This is a genomic window from Streptomyces sp. CGMCC 4.7035 (assembly GCF_031583065.1).
Classification (GTDB): Bacteria; Actinomycetota; Actinomycetes; order Streptomycetales; family Streptomycetaceae; genus Streptomyces; species Streptomyces yaanensis.
Genome location: NZ_CP134053.1, coordinates 6841285 through 6861640 on the forward strand (window position 1 = coordinate 6841285; position 20356 = coordinate 6861640).

At 71.4% G+C, this 20356-nt stretch carries 17 protein-coding genes and 1 pseudogene; 8 read left to right on the forward strand and 10 right to left on the reverse strand.

Going from position 1 to position 20356, the window contains the following annotated elements; all coding sequences use genetic code 11:
- The first annotated feature begins 178 nt into the window (after positions 1-178).
- Positions 179-1219: a LacI family DNA-binding transcriptional regulator gene (locus tag Q2K21_RS30100; RefSeq protein ID WP_310777221.1), complete on the forward strand. Its 1041-nt coding sequence runs from the start codon at positions 179-181 to the stop codon at positions 1217-1219.
- A gap of 52 nt (positions 1220-1271) precedes the next feature.
- Here Q2K21_RS30100 and Q2K21_RS30105 read toward each other — a convergent pair whose 3' ends face one another.
- A complete protein-coding gene (locus Q2K21_RS30105; protein ID WP_310777224.1) occupies positions 1272-1697 on the reverse strand; it encodes a DUF4267 domain-containing protein in 426 nt (141 codons plus the stop codon).
- 281 nt (positions 1698-1978) lie between these two features.
- Positions 1979-2425 carry a DUF1772 domain-containing protein gene (locus Q2K21_RS30110; protein ID WP_310777226.1) on the reverse strand — a complete coding sequence of 149 codons (447 nt, stop codon included), beginning with the start codon at positions 2423-2425 and terminating at the stop codon, positions 1979-1981.
- 91 nt (positions 2426-2516) lie between these two features.
- Between Q2K21_RS30110 and Q2K21_RS30115 the strand changes: the two genes are divergently transcribed.
- From Q2K21_RS30115 to Q2K21_RS30125, 3 genes are all read left to right on the forward strand, one after another.
- Positions 2517-3095 (forward strand): TetR/AcrR family transcriptional regulator, encoded by a 579-nt coding sequence (locus Q2K21_RS30115; RefSeq protein WP_310777229.1) that lies wholly within the window; start codon positions 2517-2519, stop codon positions 3093-3095.
- Between the two features lie 130 nt (positions 3096-3225).
- Complete coding sequence (locus tag Q2K21_RS30120; protein ID WP_310777232.1) at positions 3226-3681, forward strand: nuclear transport factor 2 family protein; 456 nt, start codon at positions 3226-3228, stop codon at positions 3679-3681.
- Between the two features lie 60 nt (positions 3682-3741).
- Positions 3742-4542 (forward strand): sugar phosphate isomerase/epimerase family protein, encoded by an 801-nt coding sequence (locus tag Q2K21_RS30125; RefSeq protein ID WP_310777235.1) that lies wholly within the window; start codon positions 3742-3744, stop codon positions 4540-4542.
- Between the two features lie 173 nt (positions 4543-4715).
- Here the strand turns inward: Q2K21_RS30125 and Q2K21_RS30130 are convergent, their stop codons facing one another.
- Complete coding sequence (locus Q2K21_RS30130) at positions 4716-5345, reverse strand: RBBP9/YdeN family alpha/beta hydrolase (RefSeq protein WP_310777239.1); 630 nt, start codon at positions 5343-5345, stop codon at positions 4716-4718.
- Between the two features lie 51 nt (positions 5346-5396).
- Between Q2K21_RS30130 and Q2K21_RS30135 the strand changes: the two genes are divergently transcribed.
- Positions 5397-6365 carry a LysR family transcriptional regulator gene (locus tag Q2K21_RS30135; RefSeq protein WP_310777242.1) on the forward strand — a complete coding sequence of 323 codons (969 nt, stop codon included), beginning with the start codon at positions 5397-5399 and terminating at the stop codon, positions 6363-6365.
- Between the two features lie 78 nt (positions 6366-6443).
- Here the strand turns inward: Q2K21_RS30135 and Q2K21_RS30140 are convergent, their stop codons facing one another.
- Complete coding sequence (locus Q2K21_RS30140; RefSeq protein ID WP_310777245.1) at positions 6444-7082, reverse strand: GNAT family N-acetyltransferase; 639 nt, start codon at positions 7080-7082, stop codon at positions 6444-6446.
- Positions 7083-7176: 94 nt separating this feature from the next.
- Positions 7177-8844 carry a hypothetical protein gene (locus Q2K21_RS30145; RefSeq protein WP_310777249.1) on the reverse strand — a complete coding sequence of 556 codons (1668 nt, stop codon included), beginning with the start codon at positions 8842-8844 and terminating at the stop codon, positions 7177-7179.
- 183 nt (positions 8845-9027) lie between these two features.
- On the opposite strand from Q2K21_RS30145, the pseudogene Q2K21_RS30150 reads away from it, so the two are divergent.
- The 3 genes and pseudogenes from Q2K21_RS30150 to Q2K21_RS30160 form a co-directional block, all read left to right on the forward strand.
- A pseudogene (locus Q2K21_RS30150) lies at positions 9028-9372 on the forward strand (LysR substrate-binding domain-containing protein); the annotation flags it as partial.
- Positions 9373-9612: 240 nt separating this feature from the next.
- On the forward strand, positions 9613-11436 hold the full coding sequence (locus Q2K21_RS30155) for a glycoside hydrolase family 3 protein (RefSeq protein WP_310777252.1): 1824 nt from the start codon (positions 9613-9615) through the stop codon (positions 11434-11436).
- Between the two features lie 113 nt (positions 11437-11549).
- The gene (locus Q2K21_RS30160) at positions 11550-12173 is read left to right on the forward strand and encodes a hypothetical protein (RefSeq protein WP_310777255.1); all 624 of its coding nucleotides are present in this window, start codon (positions 11550-11552) and stop codon (positions 12171-12173) included.
- A gap of 22 nt (positions 12174-12195) precedes the next feature.
- Here Q2K21_RS30160 and Q2K21_RS30165 read toward each other — a convergent pair whose 3' ends face one another.
- From Q2K21_RS30165 to Q2K21_RS30185, 5 genes are all read right to left on the reverse strand, one after another.
- Positions 12196-13620 (reverse strand): S28 family serine protease, encoded by a 1425-nt coding sequence (locus Q2K21_RS30165; RefSeq protein ID WP_310777258.1) that lies wholly within the window; start codon positions 13618-13620, stop codon positions 12196-12198.
- Positions 13621-13776: 156 nt separating this feature from the next.
- Positions 13777-14163 (reverse strand): hypothetical protein, encoded by a 387-nt coding sequence (locus tag Q2K21_RS30170; RefSeq protein ID WP_310777261.1) that lies wholly within the window; start codon positions 14161-14163, stop codon positions 13777-13779.
- A gap of 137 nt (positions 14164-14300) precedes the next feature.
- A complete protein-coding gene (locus Q2K21_RS30175) occupies positions 14301-18044 on the reverse strand; it encodes an ABC transporter ATP-binding protein (protein WP_310777264.1) in 3744 nt (1247 codons plus the stop codon).
- Between the two features lie 168 nt (positions 18045-18212).
- Complete coding sequence (locus Q2K21_RS30180; RefSeq protein ID WP_310777267.1) at positions 18213-19304, reverse strand: esterase-like activity of phytase family protein; 1092 nt, start codon at positions 19302-19304, stop codon at positions 18213-18215.
- A 104-nt stretch (positions 19305-19408) separates the two neighbouring features.
- Entirely contained in the window at positions 19409-20329 is a 921-nt protein-coding gene (locus tag Q2K21_RS30185; protein ID WP_310777270.1) for a serine hydrolase, read from the reverse strand.
- Between the last annotated feature and the right edge of the window lie 27 nt (positions 20330-20356).

Sequence of the window (20356 nt, forward strand, 5' to 3'; positions counted from 1 at the left end):
TTTGGTCGATCCGTCGAACAACGAGAACCGGGGGCCTGTACACGAGTGTCCGGAGAGCTGTAGATGGATCTCTGCAGACGTGTGCGAACCCGCGCAGACGCAACCCGCACGGACGCAACCCGCACAGACGCATTCCTGCCCTGAGTAAGACAAGACACGCGACCGGAGGACGACGACGATGACGGTGACCCTGGCGGACGTGGCGGCGCGCGCGCAGGTGTCGCCCGCCACCGTGTCGCGTGTGCTGAACGGGAACTATCCGGTGGCGGCCTCCACCCGGGAGCGGGTGCTGCGCGCCGTGGACGAGCTGGACTACGTCCTCAACGGCCCGGCGAGCGCGCTCGCGGCGGCCACCTCCGACCTGGTCGGGATCCTGGTGAACGACATCGCGGACCCGTTCTTCGGGATCATGGCGAGCGCGATCCAGGCGGAGATCGGGGGCCCGGGGGGACGGGCCGGCGGCGAGCGGCTCGGCGTGGTCTGCAACACCGGCGGCTCACCGGAGCGGGAACTGACGTATCTGACGCTGCTCCAGCGGCAGCGGGCGGCGGCCGTGGTGCTGACCGGCGGCGCGGTGGAGGACACCGCGCACGTGGAGGCCGTGAACGCGAAGCTGAGCAAGCTCGCGGCCGCGGGGACACGCGTGGTGCTGTGCGGGCGGCCGCCCGCCCCCGAGGCGATCGCGCTGACCTTCGACAACCGTGGGGGCGGGCAGCGGCTCACCGAGCACCTGATCGGGCTCGGACACCGGCGGCTCGGGTACATCGCGGGCCCGGAGGAGCGCACGACGACCCGGCACCGGCTGGAGGGGCACCGGGCGGCCCTCGCGGCGGCGGGGATCGAGGACGACCCCCGGCTGACGGTGCACGGTCGCTACGACCGCCGCTCCGGCTACGAGGCGACGCTGGAGCTGCTGCGCCGGGAGCCGTCGTTGACGGCGGTCGTGGCGGCGAACGACACGGTGGCGCTGGGCGCGTGTGCGGCGCTGCGGGACTCGGGCCTGCGCATCCCCGACGACGTCTCGGTGGCCGGCTTCGACGACCTCCCGTTCTCGATCGACGCGGTACCGGCGCTGACGACGGTACGGCTGCCGCTGGCGGAGGCGGGCGCTCGGGCCGGGCGCATCGCGATGGGCCGTGAGGAGCCGCCGCCGGGCGGGATCGCCACGGTGCGGGGGGAGCTGATGGTGCGGGGGTCGACGGGGGCGCCGCGGGCCTGAACGTCGCCAGGGGCTCACCGCGCCGGAAGGCATGTCCTGCGCCAAGGTGGCGTCAGGCGGGCTGCGGGGCCGGCGTTGCCGGAGCGGCCGCGACCTTGCGGGTCTCGCGCATTATCAGCAGGCCGTTGACCACCATCAGTGTCGCGGTCAGGCAGTGGACGCCGAGCGCGGTGGCCACGGAGCCGTGGTGGGCCAGCACGGTGGCCATGTCGCCGTACGCGGCGAGGGCCTCCACCAGCAGCACCCAGCCCAGCGCCCGGCGGTGGCCCGTCACCAGCAGGATGCCCAGGACCAGGGCCAGGACGACGTCGCGGATTCCCTTGATGATCAGGAAGCCGCCGCCGTCGCCGGACGGCCAGCTCGGCAGACCGAAGCTCGGCGCCGTCGCCTCCGGGCTCAGGATGAACTCCGACCCGAACCAGAGGATGAAGAGGATGAAGGCGGCAGCCAGGACGGTGTTGATCTTCTTCAGCGACATCGTTCGTTCTTCTCCTTGCGAGTCTTCGTCGGCTTGGTGAGCTTCGTGGAGCTTGCTGAGTCGCGTGGGGCCTGATCAGGCCGCGCGGACGCGGCTGATCGAGGGGCGCGGCTTGCCGGGATCGCAGGGCGCGGCTTGCCGGGATCGCAGGCGCGGCTTGCCGGGATCGCGGTTGTGGGCTCTGAGCGGCAGTCGCACGCCCGGATGTCGGGATTTCGGTGGCCTGCTGCCGTCCGGGGAGTGGGGATCGTGCGCCACCGGCGCGGCGTCGGCCCGCGGGGTCAGGCGAGGGCGGCGACGAGCAGGGTGAAGGCGGCGATGATGACGGCGACGCGGACGTAGTGGTAGCGGTCCCAGCGGTGCAGCTGCTGCTTCCAGTCGGCGGGCCGGTTGTCGGGGGTCCACGTCTTGTTCCGGTTGTTGATCGGGACGAGCAGCAGCATCGACATGACCACGCTGACGATCAGCAGGCCGGCGGCGGTGACGACGAGTCCGGCGCCGTGGTGGTGCCATCCGGCGACGGCCCAGATCGCGCTGAGGACGAGCGAGCCGATGTACCAGAACGGCATGACGGCGCCGAGCATCCGGCCGCCGTGGGCGTGGCCGAGCTGGCCGCTGTCCTCGGGAAGCGCGTCCAGGATCCGGTTCATGACGAAGGCGACGGAGAACTCCACCCCCACCATCAGGCCGACGATCACGGTGGTGACGACCTCGAGTGCGTTGAGCATGCTGACCCCTCCCAACATCTAGCGTTGCTAGCTGATGAGGTGACGCTAGCACTGCTATCGCTTGAATGTCTAGCGGTGCTAGGATCGGGTCATGTCGGTACAGGAACGCAAACAGCGCGAACGGGCCAGCCGCGAGCGCCTCATCGTGGCGACAGCCCGCGAACTCGCCGAGCAGCAGGGCTGGGACGCGGTCACCACCCGTCGGCTCGCCGAGCGCATCGAATACAGTCAGCCCGTCCTCTACAGCCACTTCCGCGGCAAGCGCGAGATCATCGGCGCCGTCGCCCTTCAGGGGGCCGCCGAACTGGCCACAGCGGTGCGGGCCGCGACCTCCGCCGCGGACGGCCCGCGCGCCCGGGTCACCGCCCTCGCCCACGCCTACCTCGACTTCGCCGCACACAACCCGGCGGTCTACGACGCCTTGTTCCAGCTCGACGGCGGCCTGGCGTACGCGCAGGAGGACACCCCGGAGCCTTTGAAGGACGCCTTCGCCGCCCTGCTGGAGAGCCTCGCCGAGGTCGCCGGGGACGGCGTCGAACCGGGGCTGTTCACCGAGGTGTTCTGGGCGTCCCTGCACGGCCTGGCGACCCTGACCCGCGCGGGCCGCCTGCTGCCCGAGGACGCCGAGCCGAGGGTGGAGCTGCTGGTGGACCGACTCGCCGTGGTCTGACACGACGTCCCGGCGGGCACGCTCACCCCGGGCAGCACCCGGTTCCGACGGAGACAGTGCACCGACTGTCCCGGTGCCGTCTCCGTTCACCCCTTGACCTCAACCTCGCTTGAGGTACGACGCTCTCCTCATGACCACCGAAAGCGACCGCACAGCCATCCACACCCTCGTCCACCGCCTCTTCCGCGCACTCGACGCACGCGAGTTCGCCCCCGGGTGGATGAACGACTTCGGCACCGCCGACGCACGCATGGAGACCCCCCTCGGGACCACCGAGGGCGCCGAGGCCGTCCGGGCCGCGGAGGAGGCGCTCGGGCGCTACGACCGTACGCAGCACATCGCCTCCGGGATCCTCCTGGATGTCGATGCCGGGACGGGTCGGGGCACCGCCTCATGGAACGCCCTGATGACCCACGTCCACCACGACGGCACCCTCTTCACGGTCGGCGGCCACTACGAGGCGGACCTGCGCCGCACCCCCGACGGCTGGCGCTTCAGCCGGGTCGCGGTCCGGGCCGTCTGGACTCAGGGGCGGCCGCCTCTCCTGCCGGAACAGCCCGCGCGCGTCGACGCCGCCACTGCTTGACGGAACGCCCGATCGACGAGGAGAGGCGGCGGAGGCGAGGGGCGAGTAGGGTCCCAAAACATGAAGCTGGCGTTCTCCACCCTCGGCGTCCCCGGCCTGCCCGTACCGGAGGTGCTGCGGCTCGCGACCGCGCACGGCTACCACGGCGTCGAGCTGCGCGCACACCCGGAGGAGCCGGTGCACCCCGGCATCGACCGGGGCGAACGGGCCGACGTGGCGGCCGGGTTCAAGGAGGCGGGGGTCGAGATCCTGGGGCTCGCGGGGTACGCGCGCGCCGCCGCGCCGGGTGACGACGCTCCCGTGCTCGAAGAGATCCGCGGCCTCGTCGACCTCGCCCACGATCTGGGCGCCCCGTTCGTCCGCGTCTTCCCGGGCGCCGGCACCGGGCAGAGCCGCGAGGAGGCCGACGCCACCGCCGCCCGGCGCCTGGCCACCGCCGCCGAGCACGCCGCCGACCTGGGCGTACGGATCCTTCTTGAGACCCACGACTCGCACCGCACCGGCGCCGACGCCCTCCCCATCCTGGGCGCCGTCGGCCACCGTCACGTGGGCGCGCTGTGGGACGTCATGCACACCTGGCTGGGCGGGGAACAGCCGCAGGAGACATACGCGGCCCTGGCGCCGTATCTCGGCTACGTCCAGGTCAAGGACATCGCGTCCGCCGACGACACCACCCCGCTTCCCCTGGGCTCCGGCGTCCTGCCGCTCACCGAGTGCGTGGACGTCCTCTCCCGCCACGGCTGGGACGGCTGGCTGTGCTGGGAGTACGAGAAGCGGTGGTACGAGGCGGCGGCGCCGCTTCCGGAGCTGCTCGGGCCCGGGCGGGAGCATCTGGCCCGGTTGCTGAACGAGTCGGCGTAAGCGCGTCGTAATTCGTTGGCGTGGGCGGGGGCATGCGGTTAGCCTCCGCCCGGTGAATCAGCCCGAGCCGCACCCGGCCGCCCGCTCATGAGCCTGACGCGCACCCTGATCGACGTCCGGCCCCTGGACGCCGGATCCGCGCGACGGGGCGGCTCCGGATCTGCCCGACGGAGCTACGCCGGACGTGCCGTGAGGCGGGTGGAGGCGTCGAGGCACCACTCCAGTACGGCGGGCCAGGAGCCGTAGCCGGCGTCCAGGTCGAGGTGGGCGGCGCCGGGAATGATCTCGGTCGGGATGCCGAGGGGATCCCCGAAGGCGGTCCGGGCGCCCTCCGGGCAGCACGGGTCGTCGTCGCCCGCGACAAGGCGGGTGGGCGCGGGCAGCGGCAGGCCGTCGAGCGGGGGCACGGCGAAGGCGGCGACCTCCGGGTGGCGTCCGAGGAAGGAGGCGGACGGCGGGGCCACGAGCAGCACCCGGTCCACGTCGAGGCCCTTCACCCCGCGTGCGACGGCGTGCAGCCACAGCACGGTGGACAGACTGTGGGCGACCACGACCCGCTCCCCGTCTCCCGGCAGCCCGTCGAGGTGGCGGGCCAGCTCCGCGAGCCACGCGTCCGGATCGGGGTCGTCGGGGTCGGGCAGCTGGGGGTAGGTGACGTGGTGGCCCAGTGCGGTGAGCCGGTCGGCCAGCCAGTGCTGCCAGTGGCCCTTGGGGCGGTGGTTCTGCCAGCCGTGGAGGATGAGGTAGGCGCGCGGGGGCTCCGGGGTGGTGTGCGGAGCTTCCCTGGTGTCGTTCGTGCTCATGGGACCGATGGTTTCCGATGACCGATCAGCAGGTCCAGTTAATCTTTCAGGGTGGGAGAGGTAAGCGATTCCTTCACTGTCGATCTGCGCCGCCTGACCGTCCTGCGCGAACTCCAGCGCCGGGGCAGCCTGGCGAGGACCGCCGAGGCGCTGCACCTGACGCCGTCGGCGGTCTCGCAGCAGATCGCGGCGCTGGCCCGCGAGGCGGGCGTCCCGCTGACGGAGCGGGACGGGCGGGGCGTACGGCTGACCGGGCAGGCGCGCGTTCTGCTGGCCCATGCGGACCTGATCGCCGCCCAACTGGAGCGGGCGCGGGCCGACTTGGCGGCGTACGGGGACGGCGGGCGCGGATCGGTGACGATCGGCTGCTTCTCCAGCGCGATCCTGGGACTCCTGCCCGGGGCACTGCGCGCCCTCGGCGAACGCCTGCCCCACGTCCGCGTCGACGTCGTCGAGGCCGAACCACCGGACCTGTTCACGGCGCTCGACGCGGGCCAGGTCGATGTGGCGGTGGCCGTGGACTTCGCGGCGGCACCCCCGCACACGGACGGCCGTTACCGCCGCGTCGACCTCCTCACGGACGTCCTGGACATCGCCGTACCGGCCGACCATCGCCTCGCGGGACGGGATCGCGTGCCACTGCGCGAGCTGGCCACCGACCCGTGGATCGTCGGCGACGCGCGCAGTTGCTGCGGCGCGGTCGCGCGCTCGGTCTGCGCGGCGGCCGGTTTCACCCCGGACATCCGGCACGCCGTGAACGACTGGGGCGCGCTGGCCGCCCTGGTCGAGGCGGGCCAGGGAGTGGCCCTGGTCCCCCGCCTGGTCCAGCCCCTGTACGCCCATCGCCGCCTGGCCCTGCTGACCACCGAGGGCACGCCGCCGTCCCGGAACGTCTTCGCCGCCGTGCGGACGGGTTCGGAGGGGGATCCGGTACTGACGGCGGTACGCGAACAACTGCGCTACTCGGCAGCAGAGTTGTTCGCGTACCGGAGCCCGGAGAGGGCCCGGACGGCTTGGTGACTCGTACGTCTCGTACGTCGGTGCCGCGTCAGGAGGGCGTCGGCGAACGATCCGGGAGCGACGGGGTCGAGTACCGGCTCACCGGGCCCTCCCACGCGCCAGGAACCCGGCGACGCGCTGCTCCAGTCCCTCTCGGCACTCAGGCCATTCGGTGGCCGTGATCGAGTAGATCGCGGAGTCCCGGAGCCGGCCGTCCTCCCCCGGTACCCAGGAGCGGGACCAGTTGCGCAGGACGCCCTCGAAGCGGGCGCCGACGCTCTCGATGGCCGCACGGGAGCGGCTGTTGCGCGCGTCGGTCTTCAGGTCGACGCGCGAGACGCCCCACTCCTCGAACGCGTGCCGGAACAGCAGCAGCTTGGCCTCCGCGTTGACGCCCGTTCCCTGGGCCGAGCGCGCGAGCCATGTGAAGCCGACCTCGATGGCGTCGAGTCGGTCGTCCGTGCGCCATGAGCGCGGGTCCCAGTACGACGTGGTGCCGACCGCTCGTCCCGAGGCGAGGGAGATCTGGGCGTACGGCGCGAGCAGGCCCGCCGCCGCGCGGCCGAGCTGCGCATCGATGTACTCCCCGACCTCATGGGCCCTCGGCACCCACGTGAACGCGTAGGTACCCCGGTTCTCCTCCGCCGCCACCGCCAGATCGGCCGCGTGCCGGTGCTCCAGCGGCTCCAGGCGCACCAGTGCGCCCTCCAGAACCGGTCCCTCCAGCTTGAAAGTCAACGCCCGACGCCCTTCAGTGTGGCAGTTGTGTCCTCAGCTCCGCGAACACCTCGTGGAACCCCGGGAAAGTCTTCCTGACGCACCGTTCCTAGCGTCATTGGCCAGCGTTGGCCGAATCAACACATTCCGGGCCAGATGTGAGGCGTCTGGCGCCGGGTGCACCCCGAACGGTCCTGGGTACGGAGAACAGCACGAGCTGGTCACTTCGGCTCCAGCAGGTCTTGCCACCCCGGTAGGGCGTGCCTGTGGTCCTGGGTGGGCTCGTGGTCCCGCGCGCCCTTGGGGCGGACACGGTCTGGCCGGTAGCTCTCCGCTGTCCGATCCTCCGGTCGGGAGCGGTCACACCTGGCCGACGCCGGATCCGGGGCCCGAGAGCGCGTCTGCCGATCGCCACCGCGGCCGCGTGATGCCGGGTGACAATGGTCTTCGATTGATCGTCGAGGGGACCCTGCCAGTGCATGGCTCCCCAGCGGGAGGTGTAGGCCGGGTCCACGGCGACCACGACCAGCCCCTGGTGGTAGGCCATGCCGCGCAGCCGCTCCCGGAACCTCGCGGTCGGGATACCGGCCACCGTGCGGCGGAATGCCTTGCCGCGCCTGCCGCGTCCCATCGTCTCCCGGCCGGTCTGCCGGGCGTCGGTGAAGCCCAGGTTCTCGACGACGATCCCGGTACAGCCGTGTGACCTGGCAGTCTGGATCAGCGAGGTGACGGCGGCCCGCAGCCTGCCGTCACGCCGGGATGTGTCACCGGTCAACTCCAACGGCACCGTGATGGGTTCGCCGACCGGGTTGCCGTGCGGGTCGAGCACGTACGCTGCGAGGTGGTCGGCGTTCAGGTCGACCGCGAGCATGCGCCCGCCTGTCGCCCGGATCTCCTGCGGCGTCGGCAGCGTGGTCTTCGCCGCCGGCCACGAGGCGTCAAGGTACCAGCGGCCCCGTACAGGGTCGCGCACGATGTCGTAGCGGACGGCCTGGCTCGCAGTGACACGGTCCAGCCACTCTGGCCGGCGGTGGTGGAAGACGACAGTGCAGGCCAGCCGGTAGCGGCCACGCGGTACGTTTGCCAGATGCCTGAGCGGTTCGGGCAGCACGATCGTCACACTGCCGTCCGCCGGATCCACCGTGATGGTGTAGTTCCCGTACGGGGCCCCCGACTCGCCGTCAGCAGTGAGGAACAGCCGGGCCGCGTCCCACCGCCTGCGCCAGTCCTCGGCCGTGAGCTGAGCATCCGCCAGGTTGTGCCGGGTCTTCGCCAGACGGCGGCCGCCCACGACGACGGACGGCCGTCCCTCGGCGATGCGTTCCTCGACCACGGCGAGGCGGGCTTTGAGCGCCTGGAGGCGGCGCTGCTTCTGGAAGCGTTCGCGGCGGTCCTGGTAGCCGCGCACCTGGCCCGTGCGCTGCCCGCACGGCACCGCGAGACGCCGGGCGATCTTCCCGATAACGCGACGGAGCCCGGCACGCTCGTCGTACAGGCAGCGCATGCCGAGCTGGTACTGGTCCTCGGCGGCGCGGGTCATCGCTCCGGCCCAGCGGGACGACGACACAGCCGTCAGCTTCTTCTTGCGCTCGGCCCGCCGGTTGTCCTTCACCGGCACCAGGCCGATCGCAACGCGCTCGGCGAGATCCGCCCGCTGATGACGGCCGAGAAGCTGCCCGACCAGCGTGAGGACCTCCTCGTCCGCGGCATCGACACGCAGCCGGTCCCGGATCCGGGCACCCGAGGGTGCGGCCACGGTGAACGGGGACGCGATCGTACGCAACGCACGCTTCCTTTCGCGCTGACGTGCCACTTGCCTTCCCCTCTCCCCGGGTCACCACGAACGCAGTTGCCACCACCGATCATGCGTTCCCAGCACACGCAGGATCCCGGTAACCGGCCCCGTTCACCCTGATGAGGGACACGCTGGCCGGCCATGGCCAACAGCGGAATCAGCAGCTGCCGACCCGACATCGTGCACCAGGCCGAGGAGAACCCGACCCTGGTCGCCCTCGTCGCCGCCGGTCTCTGTGTCGCGCTCATTCCGCGCCTGGGGCGCGGCCCGCTGCCCGACGGGGTCGTCGAGGTCGCCCTCGACCCCATGCCCGTACGACGGTTGTACGCGCTGTGGCGCACGGGGGCCGCACGGCGCCCGGCGATCGCCGAGGCCGTCCGCGCCCTTCAGGGCCACTGGCCCGCAGTGGCGGCACACGCGCCACGCCGGCCACCCTCGTACCGACTTCCGGAAACCGGCGGTCCGGCGGGAACCCGGTCCGGTGCCCCTTCGTCCAATGCGCAGGCTGCTGGATGAGTCTCCGCGCTGCGGTGTCGGCCCTCGCTGCTGGCTGCGATCGCTGACCACCCTCTCCGCCGCACGTGGCCGGCAGCACGCCGCCATCGGCGCGCCCCCCTCCAACAGCGCCGATGGCGGCCCCTCCCCGGTCACCGTGCGGCGCCCGGTTACTGTGCGGTGCCTTGACCGGCAGAAACTTCCCCGATATTGGTGACCTTCGGAAGTTTCTTTCAGCGTTCTCCTTCGGAAGGAGCGCACGTGCACGACACCGGCACGGAAAGCACCAGGGCCCCCTCCAGACGTACGGTCCTCGCCGCCACCGCGGGGCTGAGCGCGGCCCTCGCCGTCACCCCGGGCGCCGCCCGCGCCGCCGGGCACGACGAGCGGCTGCGGGCCCTGATCGCCCGTATGACGCTTGAGGAGAAGGTCGGTCAGCTCTTCGTGGCGCGGGTCTACGGGCACTCGGCCACCGACCCCGACCAGGCCGACATCGACGCCAACCTCAAGGAGATCGGTGTACGGACGGCCGCCGAGCTGATCGCCAAGTACCGCGTCGGCGGCGTCATCTACTTCGGCTGGGCGCACAACACCCGCGCCCCGCACCAGATCGCGGACCTGTCGAACGGGATCCAGAAGGCGTCCCTCGCACAGCCCCGCGGACTGCCCGTGCTCATCGCCACGGACCAGGAGCACGGGATCGTGACCCGCGTGGGCAAGCCCGCCACGCTCTTCCCCGGCGCGATGGCGATCGGCGCCGGAGGCTCCCGCTCCGACGCCCGTACGCTCGGCCGGATCGCCGGTGCCGAGCTGCGGGCCCTCGGCATCCGCCAGGACTACGCCCCGGACGCGGACGTGAACGTCAACCCGGCCAACCCGGTGATCGGCGTACGGTCCTTCGGTGCCGATCCGGACGCGGTGGCGGGCCTGGTCGCGGCGGAGGTGAAGGGCTATCAGGCCGCAGGTGTCGCGGCGACCGCCAAGCACTTCCCGGGCCACGGCGACACGGCCGTCGACAGCCACTTCGGCTTCCCCGTCATCACCCACAGCCGCGAACTGTGGGAGAAGCTCGACGCGGTGCCCTTCCGGGCGGCGATCCGGGCCGGGATCGACGCGATCATGACGGCGCACATCATGGTCCCCGCGCTCGACGACTCCGGCGACCCGGCGACGCTCTCGCACCCGATCGTCACCGGCATCCTGCGCGAGGAGCTGGGCTACGACGGCGTCGTGGTGACGGATTCGCTGGCCATGCAGGGCGTGCGCCAGAAGTACGGCGACGACCACGTGCCCGTGCTCGCGCTGAAGGCCGGCGTCGACCAGCTGCTCAACCCGCCGTCCCTGGACATCGCGTGGAACGCGGTGCTCGACGCCGTGCGGTCCGGTGAGCTGACCGAGGCCCGGCTCGACGAGTCGCTCCTGCGCGTCCTGCGACTGAAGGCGAAGCTGGGGCTGCTCGACGAGCCGTACGTCACCGCCGACGGCGTGGACCGGACCGTCGGCGTCCCCGAGCACCTGCGCGCCGCCGACCGCGTCGCGGACCGTACGACCACGCTGCTGGTCAACAGGCAAGGACTGCTGCCCCTGTCGCGCCGTACGCATCCCAGGCTGCTGGTCGTCGGCGCGGACCCGGCGTCGCCGTCCGGCACCGACGGACCGCCCACGACCGTCCTGGCGAACGCCTTCACGGCCCTCGGATTCACGGCGACCGCGCTGTCCACCGGCACGGCGCCCTCGTCGGCGACGATCACGAAGGCGGTGGAGGCGGCGGGGAACGCGGACGCGGTGGTCGTGGGCACGTACAACATGAGCGCGACCGACCCCCAGCGGACCCTGGTGAACCGGCTCATCGCCACCGGAAAGCCCGTGATCGCCATCGCCGTCCGGAACCCGTACGACGTGGCCCGGCTGCCCGATGTCCCCGCCTGCCTGGCGTCCTACTCCTGGACCGACGTCGAACTGCGCGCGGCGGCACGGGTGATCGCGGGACGCGTGAAGCCGCGCGGGAGGCTGCCGGTGCCGGTGCAGCGGGCGGACGACCCGACGCAGGTGCTGTATCCGCTCGGGTACGGGTTGTCGTACTAGGGATACGTCCGGCACCGCGCGTCCCGCACCCAAGTGGCGCAAAGCACCCCACATGCCTGGCGTGGGCCGTGGCCGCCGGTCACGCTGGACCCGGGGGAACCGGGGGGTTCGCGATGCGAGGGACACGAGCGGTGCCGGCTGCGCTGCTGACCGCCGCGCTGACGGTGGCGGGGCTCTCCGGATGCCAGGCGTCGTCGGAGGCGGCGAAGGACCGGCCGAGCGGGAGTGCCACGTCCACGCAGCCGTCCGGCTACGGGGCCGAGTTCCTCGCGGTCGACGAGTGCAGCTCCTTCGGCACGACGAGCTTCACGGAAGTGCCGTGCACCAGCGAACGCGCGGCCGCGCGGGTGGTCGCGCGCTACGACGGGAAACCGTCGGCCGGTCCCGAGTGCCCCTCCACCACCGACTTCGTCCTGCACATCAGCGAGTCGAAACCGGCGTCGGACGAGGACGGGGACGGGGCGGTGCCGCAGGGGTACGCGTGCATGCGGAACCTGGAGCCGCCGCACCCGGGCGATCCCGGGGGCGGCGGCGGACCTCGCACGATCGTCGGGGACTGCGTGTACGGCGCGGGCAAGGGCGAGGTCCGCGAGACGCCCTGCGACGGAAAAGGCGAGCACGCACCGGAGTACAAGGTGACGTCGGCGGTGCCACGGCGCACGCAGTGCCCGAGGTCGACGGCCCTGTACGTGCAACTGGGCGGCGGCAAGCCGGTGGGCTGCGCCCGGCAGGTGTGACCACCCGCCGGGCGCCGAGGAGTTACGGCCGCAGCGCCGGCTCGCGCTCCACGTCCCGCCGGTCCAGCTTCGCGTCGTACTTCGCCAGGGGCTTCGCCGACGACGGGTCCGCCTGGACCGTCGCCGACGCCACGCCCGCCCAGTCCAGGATGCGGGCGGTGGCCAGGGTCTTCTCGTCGGCCACCAGGCCCGCGACGTTCGCACCGTGGTTCAGCCCCGGAGCCGTGAAGACGTAGGAGTCCCTCGCGCCCGCGCCGAGACGGAAGCGCTCGGCGCCCCACGGGTCGTTCTGGCCGTACACGAAGAGCATGTGATGCGCGTGGTGCCTGACCCAGGTGTCGACGTCCCGCATCGCCCGCGGCTGGAACTTCATGGGGATGGAGCGCGGCACGAAGTTCCGGGGCGGCTGGTAGCCGTAGCGGAGGTACTTCTTCTCGATGTACGGGAAGTGGATCGTCGGCGCGCCGAGCTGCGTACCCGCCTGGTAGTAGTAGGGCGTGTACGGCTCCAGACCCTGGTCGGTGTAGAAGGAGAAGCCGGAGATCGTGTCGACCGAGTTCCAGATCTCGTCGTCCGTGGCGTTCTTCGCGTCCGCCGGGATGGTGTCGCAGTCCGACAGCAGGCTGTACTGCCAGAAGCCCCACACGTAGTCGAGGACGACCGCCTCGTACGCCCGGTCCAGGCTGCCGATCGTGTCGAAGGTGTAGCCGTTCTCCGCCGCGTACGCCGCGTACTTCTTCTCCAGCGGCTCACGGCGCACCAGCGCCTCGCGCTGCACCGCGTTCAGCCGGTCCCGGCACTCCTTCGTGCCGACCTGTCCGAAGAAGCGGTCGTAGGCGGAGTCCTCGTCGTTCACCACGTCGTTGGGCGCCACGTACGCGACGACGCCGTCCATGTCGCGCGGGTAGAAGCGCTCGTAGTAGGTGGCGGTCATGCCGCCCTTGGAGCCGCCGGTGGAGATCCACTTCTGGTTGTAGACCGGCTTCAGCGCTTCGAAGATGCGGTGCTGGTCGCTCGCCGCCTGCCAGATGTCGAGCTTGGACCAGTCGGCCGGGTCGGGGCGGGACGGCGTGAAGAAGCGGTACTCCATGGAGACCTGGTTGCCGTCCACGATCTGGGTGGGCTCGCGGCGGCCCGGGTTGGTGGAGACGTTGTAGCCGCCGGTGTAGAAGACGGTGGGGCGCGAGACGTCCTTGTGCAGCACGGTGATCCGCTGCTGGAACGTGCCCTTGGACGGGTACCGGTGGTCGATCGGCTGGGTGTAGTTCAGGACGAAGAAGCGGTATCCGGTGTACGGCTTCTCCTGGATCAGGCTCATGCCCGGTATCGCGAGCAGCCGGTCCTTGATGTCGGTCGGCTCCTGCTCGGCGGCGGTGGCCGCCCCGGCCGTGCTGACGGTGCCGATGAGCACCACGAGTGCCAGCAGCCATCTGAGCGCCTTGCGCATGCACCCTCCCCTGTGGACGCAGATGTCCGCCGGAACCTAGCGGAGCAACTGCCGTCGCACCAGGGGAGGTTGGAGAATCCGCAGAGAAACCTGTGAATTGGCGAAGAAGGTCCCCCGGCTCCTTCGGCGCTCCTTCAGCGCTCCGTCAGCGGTCCGTCAGCACAGGATCCAGCCGGAGCTGACCGACCCCGACCCCACCGAGCCCTTCACCCACACGCACCGGTGTCCGGCGTGCACGGTCACAGGGCCGGCGTGATGCGTGTACCAGCCGCTGTCGGCCACCGGCCGGCTGCCGCGCGCCTGGACGCTCACCGACATCAGCTTCCGGCCGGACACCTTCTTCGCGACGGTCACCGCGCACACATAGCCGTTGCGCTTGTAGACGCTCACGGAGCCGGTGGCGAACGGGAGCGTACGGACCTTGCGCCCGGAACAGGCGTCGGCCGCCTCCGCGTGCCCCGGGCTCGCCACCGCGAGCAGTCCGGACGCCGTCAGCACGGCCAGGCCGAGCGCCAGGCGCCGGCGTATCGCACCACCATCCACTGCTGTTCCTCCCCGCGACCATTGGCGTACTGATGTACGGACGCAGGCGTACGCCGGATGGTTGCGTCGTAGCGGTGCGCCTGGACAGGAGAATTCGACCGGTTCGGGGCGACCTCACCGGATTTTTTCTCCCGGTGTCAGGCCGTGGAACCCACCGGCTCCTCCGGCTGCTGCTCCCCCATGAACGTCCGCCACAACGCGGCGTACCTGCCGCCCAGGGCCAGCAGCTCCTCGTGCGTGCCGTCCTCCGTGACCCGGCCGTGGTCCATGACCACGACCCGGTCGGCGCGGGCGGCCGTGGTGAGGCGGTGGGCCACGACGAGTGTCGTACGGCGGCCGGCGAGGCGGTCGGTCGCCTGGTTGACCTGGGCCTCGGTGGCCAGGTCGAGGGCGGCGGTCGCCTCGTCGAGCAGCAGGACGTCGGGGTCGACCAGCTCCGCGCGGGCCAAGGCGATCAACTGCCGTTGCCCGGCGGACAGGTTGCGGCCGCGCTCGGCGACCTCGTGCAGATAGCCGCCCTCCAGCGTGGCGATCATCTCGTGCGCGCCCACCGCGCGCGCCGCGGCCTCCACCTCGGCGTCGGTCGCGTCCGGACGCCCGTAGGCGATGGCGTCGCGGACCGTGCCCGCGAACAGGTACGCCTCCTGCGGTACGACACCGAGCCGGTGCCGGTACGAGGTCAGGTCCAGCGACCGCAGATCGGTGCCGTCGACCAGCACCCGGCCACCCGTGGGGTCGTAGAACCGCGCGACGAGCTTCACCAGGGTCGACTTGCCCGCTCCCGTCTCGCCGACGAAGGCGACGGTCTGCCCGGCGGGGATCTTCAGCTCGACGCCACTGAGGGCCTCTTCGTCGTCCCCGTACGCGAAGTCGACGTCCTCGAAGGCGATCTCGCCGCGCAGCGAGCGCACGTCGAGCGGCTCGTCGGCGGCCTTCGTGGCGGTCGGCTCCTGGAGCAGCTCCTGGATGCGGCCCAGCGACACCGTGGCCTGCTGGTAGCCGTCGAAGACCTGCGACAGCTGCTGCACCGGCGCGAAGAACAGGTCGATGTAGAGGAGATACGCGACCAGGGCGCCCGTCGTCAGCGTCCCGGCGTCCACCCGGTGCCCGCCCACGATCAGGACGGCCGCCGCGGCCACCGACGACAGCAGCTGCACGAAGGGGAAGTACACGGAGATCAGCCACTGGCCGCGGATGCGCGCCTGGCGGTAGCTGTCGCTGCCGTCCGCGAACCGCCGCCCGCCGTCCCGCTCGCGCCGGAACGCCTGAAGGATCCGCAGTCCGGACACCGACTCCTGGAGGTCCGCGTTGACCGCCGACACGCGCTCACGGGCGAGTTCGTACGCCTTCACGCTCGCCCGGCGGAAGAAGAAGGTCGCCACGATCAGCGGCGGCAGCGTGGCGAAGACGACCAGCGCGAGCTGTACGTCGATCACCAGCAGCGCGCCCATGATGCCGAAGAAGGTGACGACGGAGACGAAGGCGGTGACCAGTCCGGTCTGCAGGAACGTCGACAGCGCGTCGACGTCGGTCGTCATCCGCGTCATGATCCGGCCCGTGAGCTCCCGCTCGTAGTAGTCGAGTCCGAGCCGCTGGAGCTGGGCGAAGATCTTCAGCCGGAGGGAGTAGAGGACGCGTTCGCCGGTCCGGCCCGTCATGCGCGTCTCGCCGATCTGGGCCGCCCACTGGACGAGGACGGTGAGCAGCGCGAGCAGGGACGCGGCCCAGACCGCGCCGAGGGCCATCCGCGAGACGCCCTGGTCGATGCCGTGCCGGATCAGGACCGGCAGCAGCAGACCCATGCCCGCGTCGACCGCGACGAGGGCCAGGCTGACCAGGAGGGGCAGGCCGAAGCCGCGCAGCAGCCGGGTGAGGCCGTAGGAGTCCTCGGGCTGGACGGCACGCGCCTCGTCGATGCCGGGGGTGTCGGTGGCCGGGGGCAGCTGCTCGACCTGGGCGAGGAGTTCGGGGGTCGCCGGGGTCCCGCTCAGGGCGGGGTCCTTGGGCTCGCGGTCGCCGGTCCACAGGTGTGGGGTGACGCCGCGCTCGGCGTCGAACTCGGCGTCCAGCTCGTCCCGTACGGTCGTGTCCTCCTGGGGGGAGGCCGGCAGGGCGTGGCCCGGGGAGACGCCGCCCAGCTCGTCCGGGTCGGTGAGGAGGCGACGGTAGAGGGCGGAGCGTTCCTGGAGCTCGTCGTGCGTGCCGATGTCGGCGAGGCGGCCGCCGTCGAGGACGGCGATGCGGTCGGCGAGGTTGAGGGTCGAGCGCCGGTGGGCGATCAGCAGGGTCGTGCGGCCCCGCATGACCTGCTGGAGGGCCTCGTGGATCTCGTGCTCGACGCGGGCGTCCACCGCCGAGGTCGCGTCGTCGAGGACCAGCAGGCGCGGGTCGGTGAGGATCGCGCGGGCGAGGGCGATGCGCTGACGCTGGCCGCCCGAGAGGGTGAGGCCGTGCTCGCCGACCTTGGTGGCGTACCCGTCGGGCAGCTCGGCGATGAAACGGTCCGCCTGTGCGGCGCGGGCGGCCTGCTCGATCTGCTCGTCGGTCGCGTCGGGGCGGCCGTAGGCGATGTTGTTGCGGACCGTGTCCGAGAAGAGGAAGGAGTCCTCGGGAACCAGACCGATCGCGGCGCGCAGCGACTGTGTGGTCAGCTCGCGCACGTCGTGGCCGCCGACGAGGACGGCGCCGTGCGTGACGTCGTAGAAGCGGGGCAGCAGCAGCGAGACCGTCGACTTGCCGGAGCCGGAGGAGCCGACGACGGCGAGGGTCTCATTGGGGCGGATCTCGAAGGAGAGCCCGTCGAGGACCGGACTCTTCTTGCCCGAGGCGCCCTCGTAGGCGAAGGAGACGTCGTCGAACTCGACGGTCGCGGGGGCGTCGGCCGGCAGTTCCTTGGTGCCGTCCTTCAGCGACGGCTCGGTGTCGATCAGTTCGAGGACGCGCTCGGCGCCCGCGCGGGCCTGCTGGCCGACGGTGAGCACCACGGCGAGCATGCGCACCGGGCCGACGAGCTGGGCGAGGTAGGAGGAGAAGGCGACGAACGTGCCGAGCGTGATGTGCCCGCGCACCGCGAGCCAGCCGCCGAGCGCGAGCATGGCGACCTGGCCCAGGGCGGGCACGGCCTGGAGGGCGGGGGTGTAGGTGGCGTTCAGCCGGATGGTCCGCAGCCGCCCCGCGAAGAGCCGGCGCCCGATCTCCCGCAGCTTCCCGGTCTCCTGCTCCTCCTGCCCGAAGCCCTTCACCACGCGTACGCCGCTGACGGCGCCGTCGACCACGCTCGCCACGGCGGCGGCCTGGGCCTGGGCGTACCAGGTCGCCGGGTGCAGCCGGGAGCGGCTTCGCTTGGCGATGAACCAGAGGGCGGGCGCGACGGCCACCGCGACCAGGGTCAGCGGCAGCGACAGCCACGCCATGATCACCAGGGAGATCAAGAAGAGGAGGAGGTTCCCGATGGTCATCGGGAGCATGAAGAGGAGGCCCTGGATCAGCTGGAGGTCACTGGTGGCCCGGCCGACGACCTGGCCGGTGGACAGCTCGTCCTGACGCCGCCCGTCGAGCCGGGTGATCGTGTCGTACATCTCCGTCCGCAGGTCGTGCTGGACGTCGAGGGCGAGCCGGCCGCCGTAGTAGCGGCGGATGTACGTGAAGACGTAGACGAGGACGGCCGCGCCGATGAGGGCGCCGGCCCAGGGCCCCATGGACCGGGTGTGATTCCCGACGACGTCGTCGATGATCACCTTGGTGACCAGGGGGACGAGCGCCATGACGGCCATGCCGCCGAGGGAGGACCCGAGCGCGAGGACGACGTCCTTGGGGTGACGCCACGCGTACCCCGCCAGCCTCCGCGCCCAGCCGCGTGTCTCCCCCTCGTGCGCTGCCACGCCGGTCCCTTCCTGTTGCCCTGATCTTCCGCAAGGCACCAACGCCGACCGGACCGGATTTCATCCCTCCGCGACAATTCCCGATCCATGGTCCGGGGAGGCCGGGGAGAACAGGACGGCCGGGTGCGGGGGCACCCGGCCGTTCGCTGCTCGGTGATGTCAGGTGGGTCAGGAGGCGGTGGGGTGCGGCAGGCGGACGCGCAGGGAGTACAGACGGGTGATCTGGGCGTTGTTCTGGTTGTCGTCGCTGACCAGGAGCACGTTCAGGCGGTCCTTCGTGCTGCCCGTGATCGTCATGCCCTCGATGTTGTCCAGGAGCGGGTTCGGCTGGGGCTGCTTGGCCGTCGCTCCCAGTGACGGGCAGTTGACGAGGTCCGCCAGGAGGGTCTTCTTGATCAGGCGTACGTCCGACTGCCCCGTGAGGCTGTCGATCCCGCTGGTGTCCGTGGCGTGGCGCGGGTCGGCGAGGTAGAGGCGGACGGTGTTGCCGACGCCGGACGTCCAGCCGCGCTCCAGGACCAGGAGGCGGCCGTCGGGCGTCGCCTGGACCTCGGGGACGCCGAGCCCGGCGTCGATGCGGTAGCCGTACTGGGCCGCGAGCTCGAAGTGTCCGCCGTGGCGCTTCCAGGTCTGGAAGCGGGCGATGCCGGCGCTGTCGCCCGAGATCGAGTACTCCATCGACGCCAGCAGGGTGTGGCCGCCGGGGAGCAGGGTCAGCCCCTCGAACGTCAGATTGGTGGCGGCACGGCCGGCCGGGGCGACCCGGAGGGAGTCCGGCACCGGCAGGCGGTCGAGGATCTTCCCGTCGCGGGAGTAGCGGCGCACGGACGGCTCGGTCTCGGAGGTGACGAGCCGGGTGCCGTCACGGTCGACGACCAGGCCCTCGGAGTCGAGGTCGGCACCGCTCTCGTCGGCGAGCTTCACCACGCTGGTGGGCCGGACGGTCTTGCGGTCGAGGGTGAACAGCGAGGAACGGTCGGACAGCGCGGCGAGCTCTCCGTCGCGGTCGACGGCGAGCGCGGAGAGGTTGCCGACGAACGTTCCCTCGTACGTCGTCTTGTCGAGGCCGTCGGAGAAGCTCCGGATGTCGACGGTGGAGGAACACACATGGGTGCTCGCGCTGCTTGTGGTGCTCGTGCTCGGGGTGCTCGTGCTGCTCGTGCTGCTCGTGTCGGTCGCGGTGGCAGGCCCAGCGGCGGCCAGGGAGCCGGCCGCCGCCAGGGTGGCGGTGACAGTGGCGAGAAGAGTTCGCAGACGCATGCCGTCACCGTAGAGCGAGACGAATGACCTTGGAGTGGACTCTCCGTGAATCGCGGGGAGTTGGGCCGATTTGACTCGCCGGGAAACGCCGGGGAACGCCGGGATCAGCCGGCGGGGACCGCCGGCACGGACTCCTGCGGGCTGCTCGTGGGCACGTACGCGGTCGCGGCCGTGGTCGTCGGCACCAGGTCCTTGTGGATGGCCTTGGCCACCCTCTGGATGGTGGTGACGCCGTAGTCCATGGTGCTGTTGCCATGGGTGAGCACGGTGATCATGTAGTCGTGCCCGTGGCCGTTGAACGTGCCGACGCTGTGCACGCGCCAGCCGTGCGTGGCACGCGGCAGCCAGCCGTTCTTGACGTGCACGGAGACCCCGGAGGGCGCGCCGGCCGGGGTGCCCCAGCGCTGCGAGGAGATGACGTTGCCCATCAGCTTCAGGATGTACGAGCGGGAGTTGTCGCTCAGCACCGAGTTCTTGGCGGTGATGAGCTTGAGCAGCCTCTGCTCGTCGCGCACGGTGATCTGGGTCAGACCCCAGTAGCCGTTGGCCCCCGGCTTGGTCTGGGTCATGGCGGCGGCGGTGAGGAAGCCCTTGATCTTCGTCATGCCCAGCTGCTTCCACAGTGTGCTGGTCGCGCTGTTGTCCGACTTGGTGATCATGGCCGTGGCGAGGCTGGTTTCGCGGCTCGTGAGATAGCGGTTGTGCTTCTTCGCGTCCCACAGCAGCGTGGCGAGCACGGTGACCTTGACGACACTCGCCGAGTCGTAGGCCGTGGTGCTGCGCAGCGAGCACGTGGTGTTGGTGGAGCGGTCGTAGAGACCGACCGCGATGGTCCCCTGGCGGCCCGCGAGGGCCGCGGTGATGTCTCTCTTCAGTTTGGCGGCCAGGCCCGCCTTGGCGGAGCTGCAGCTGACGGTCGGCGTGGCCGCGGCCGCGGGTGTCGCCGCGGCGACGGACGGTATGAGCATCCCGGCGGCGATGACCGCGCCGAGCACGCGGGCGCGTCGGGATCTGTGCTGAGTCATGAGGGTTCCCCCGTTCCCTTGAGCGTT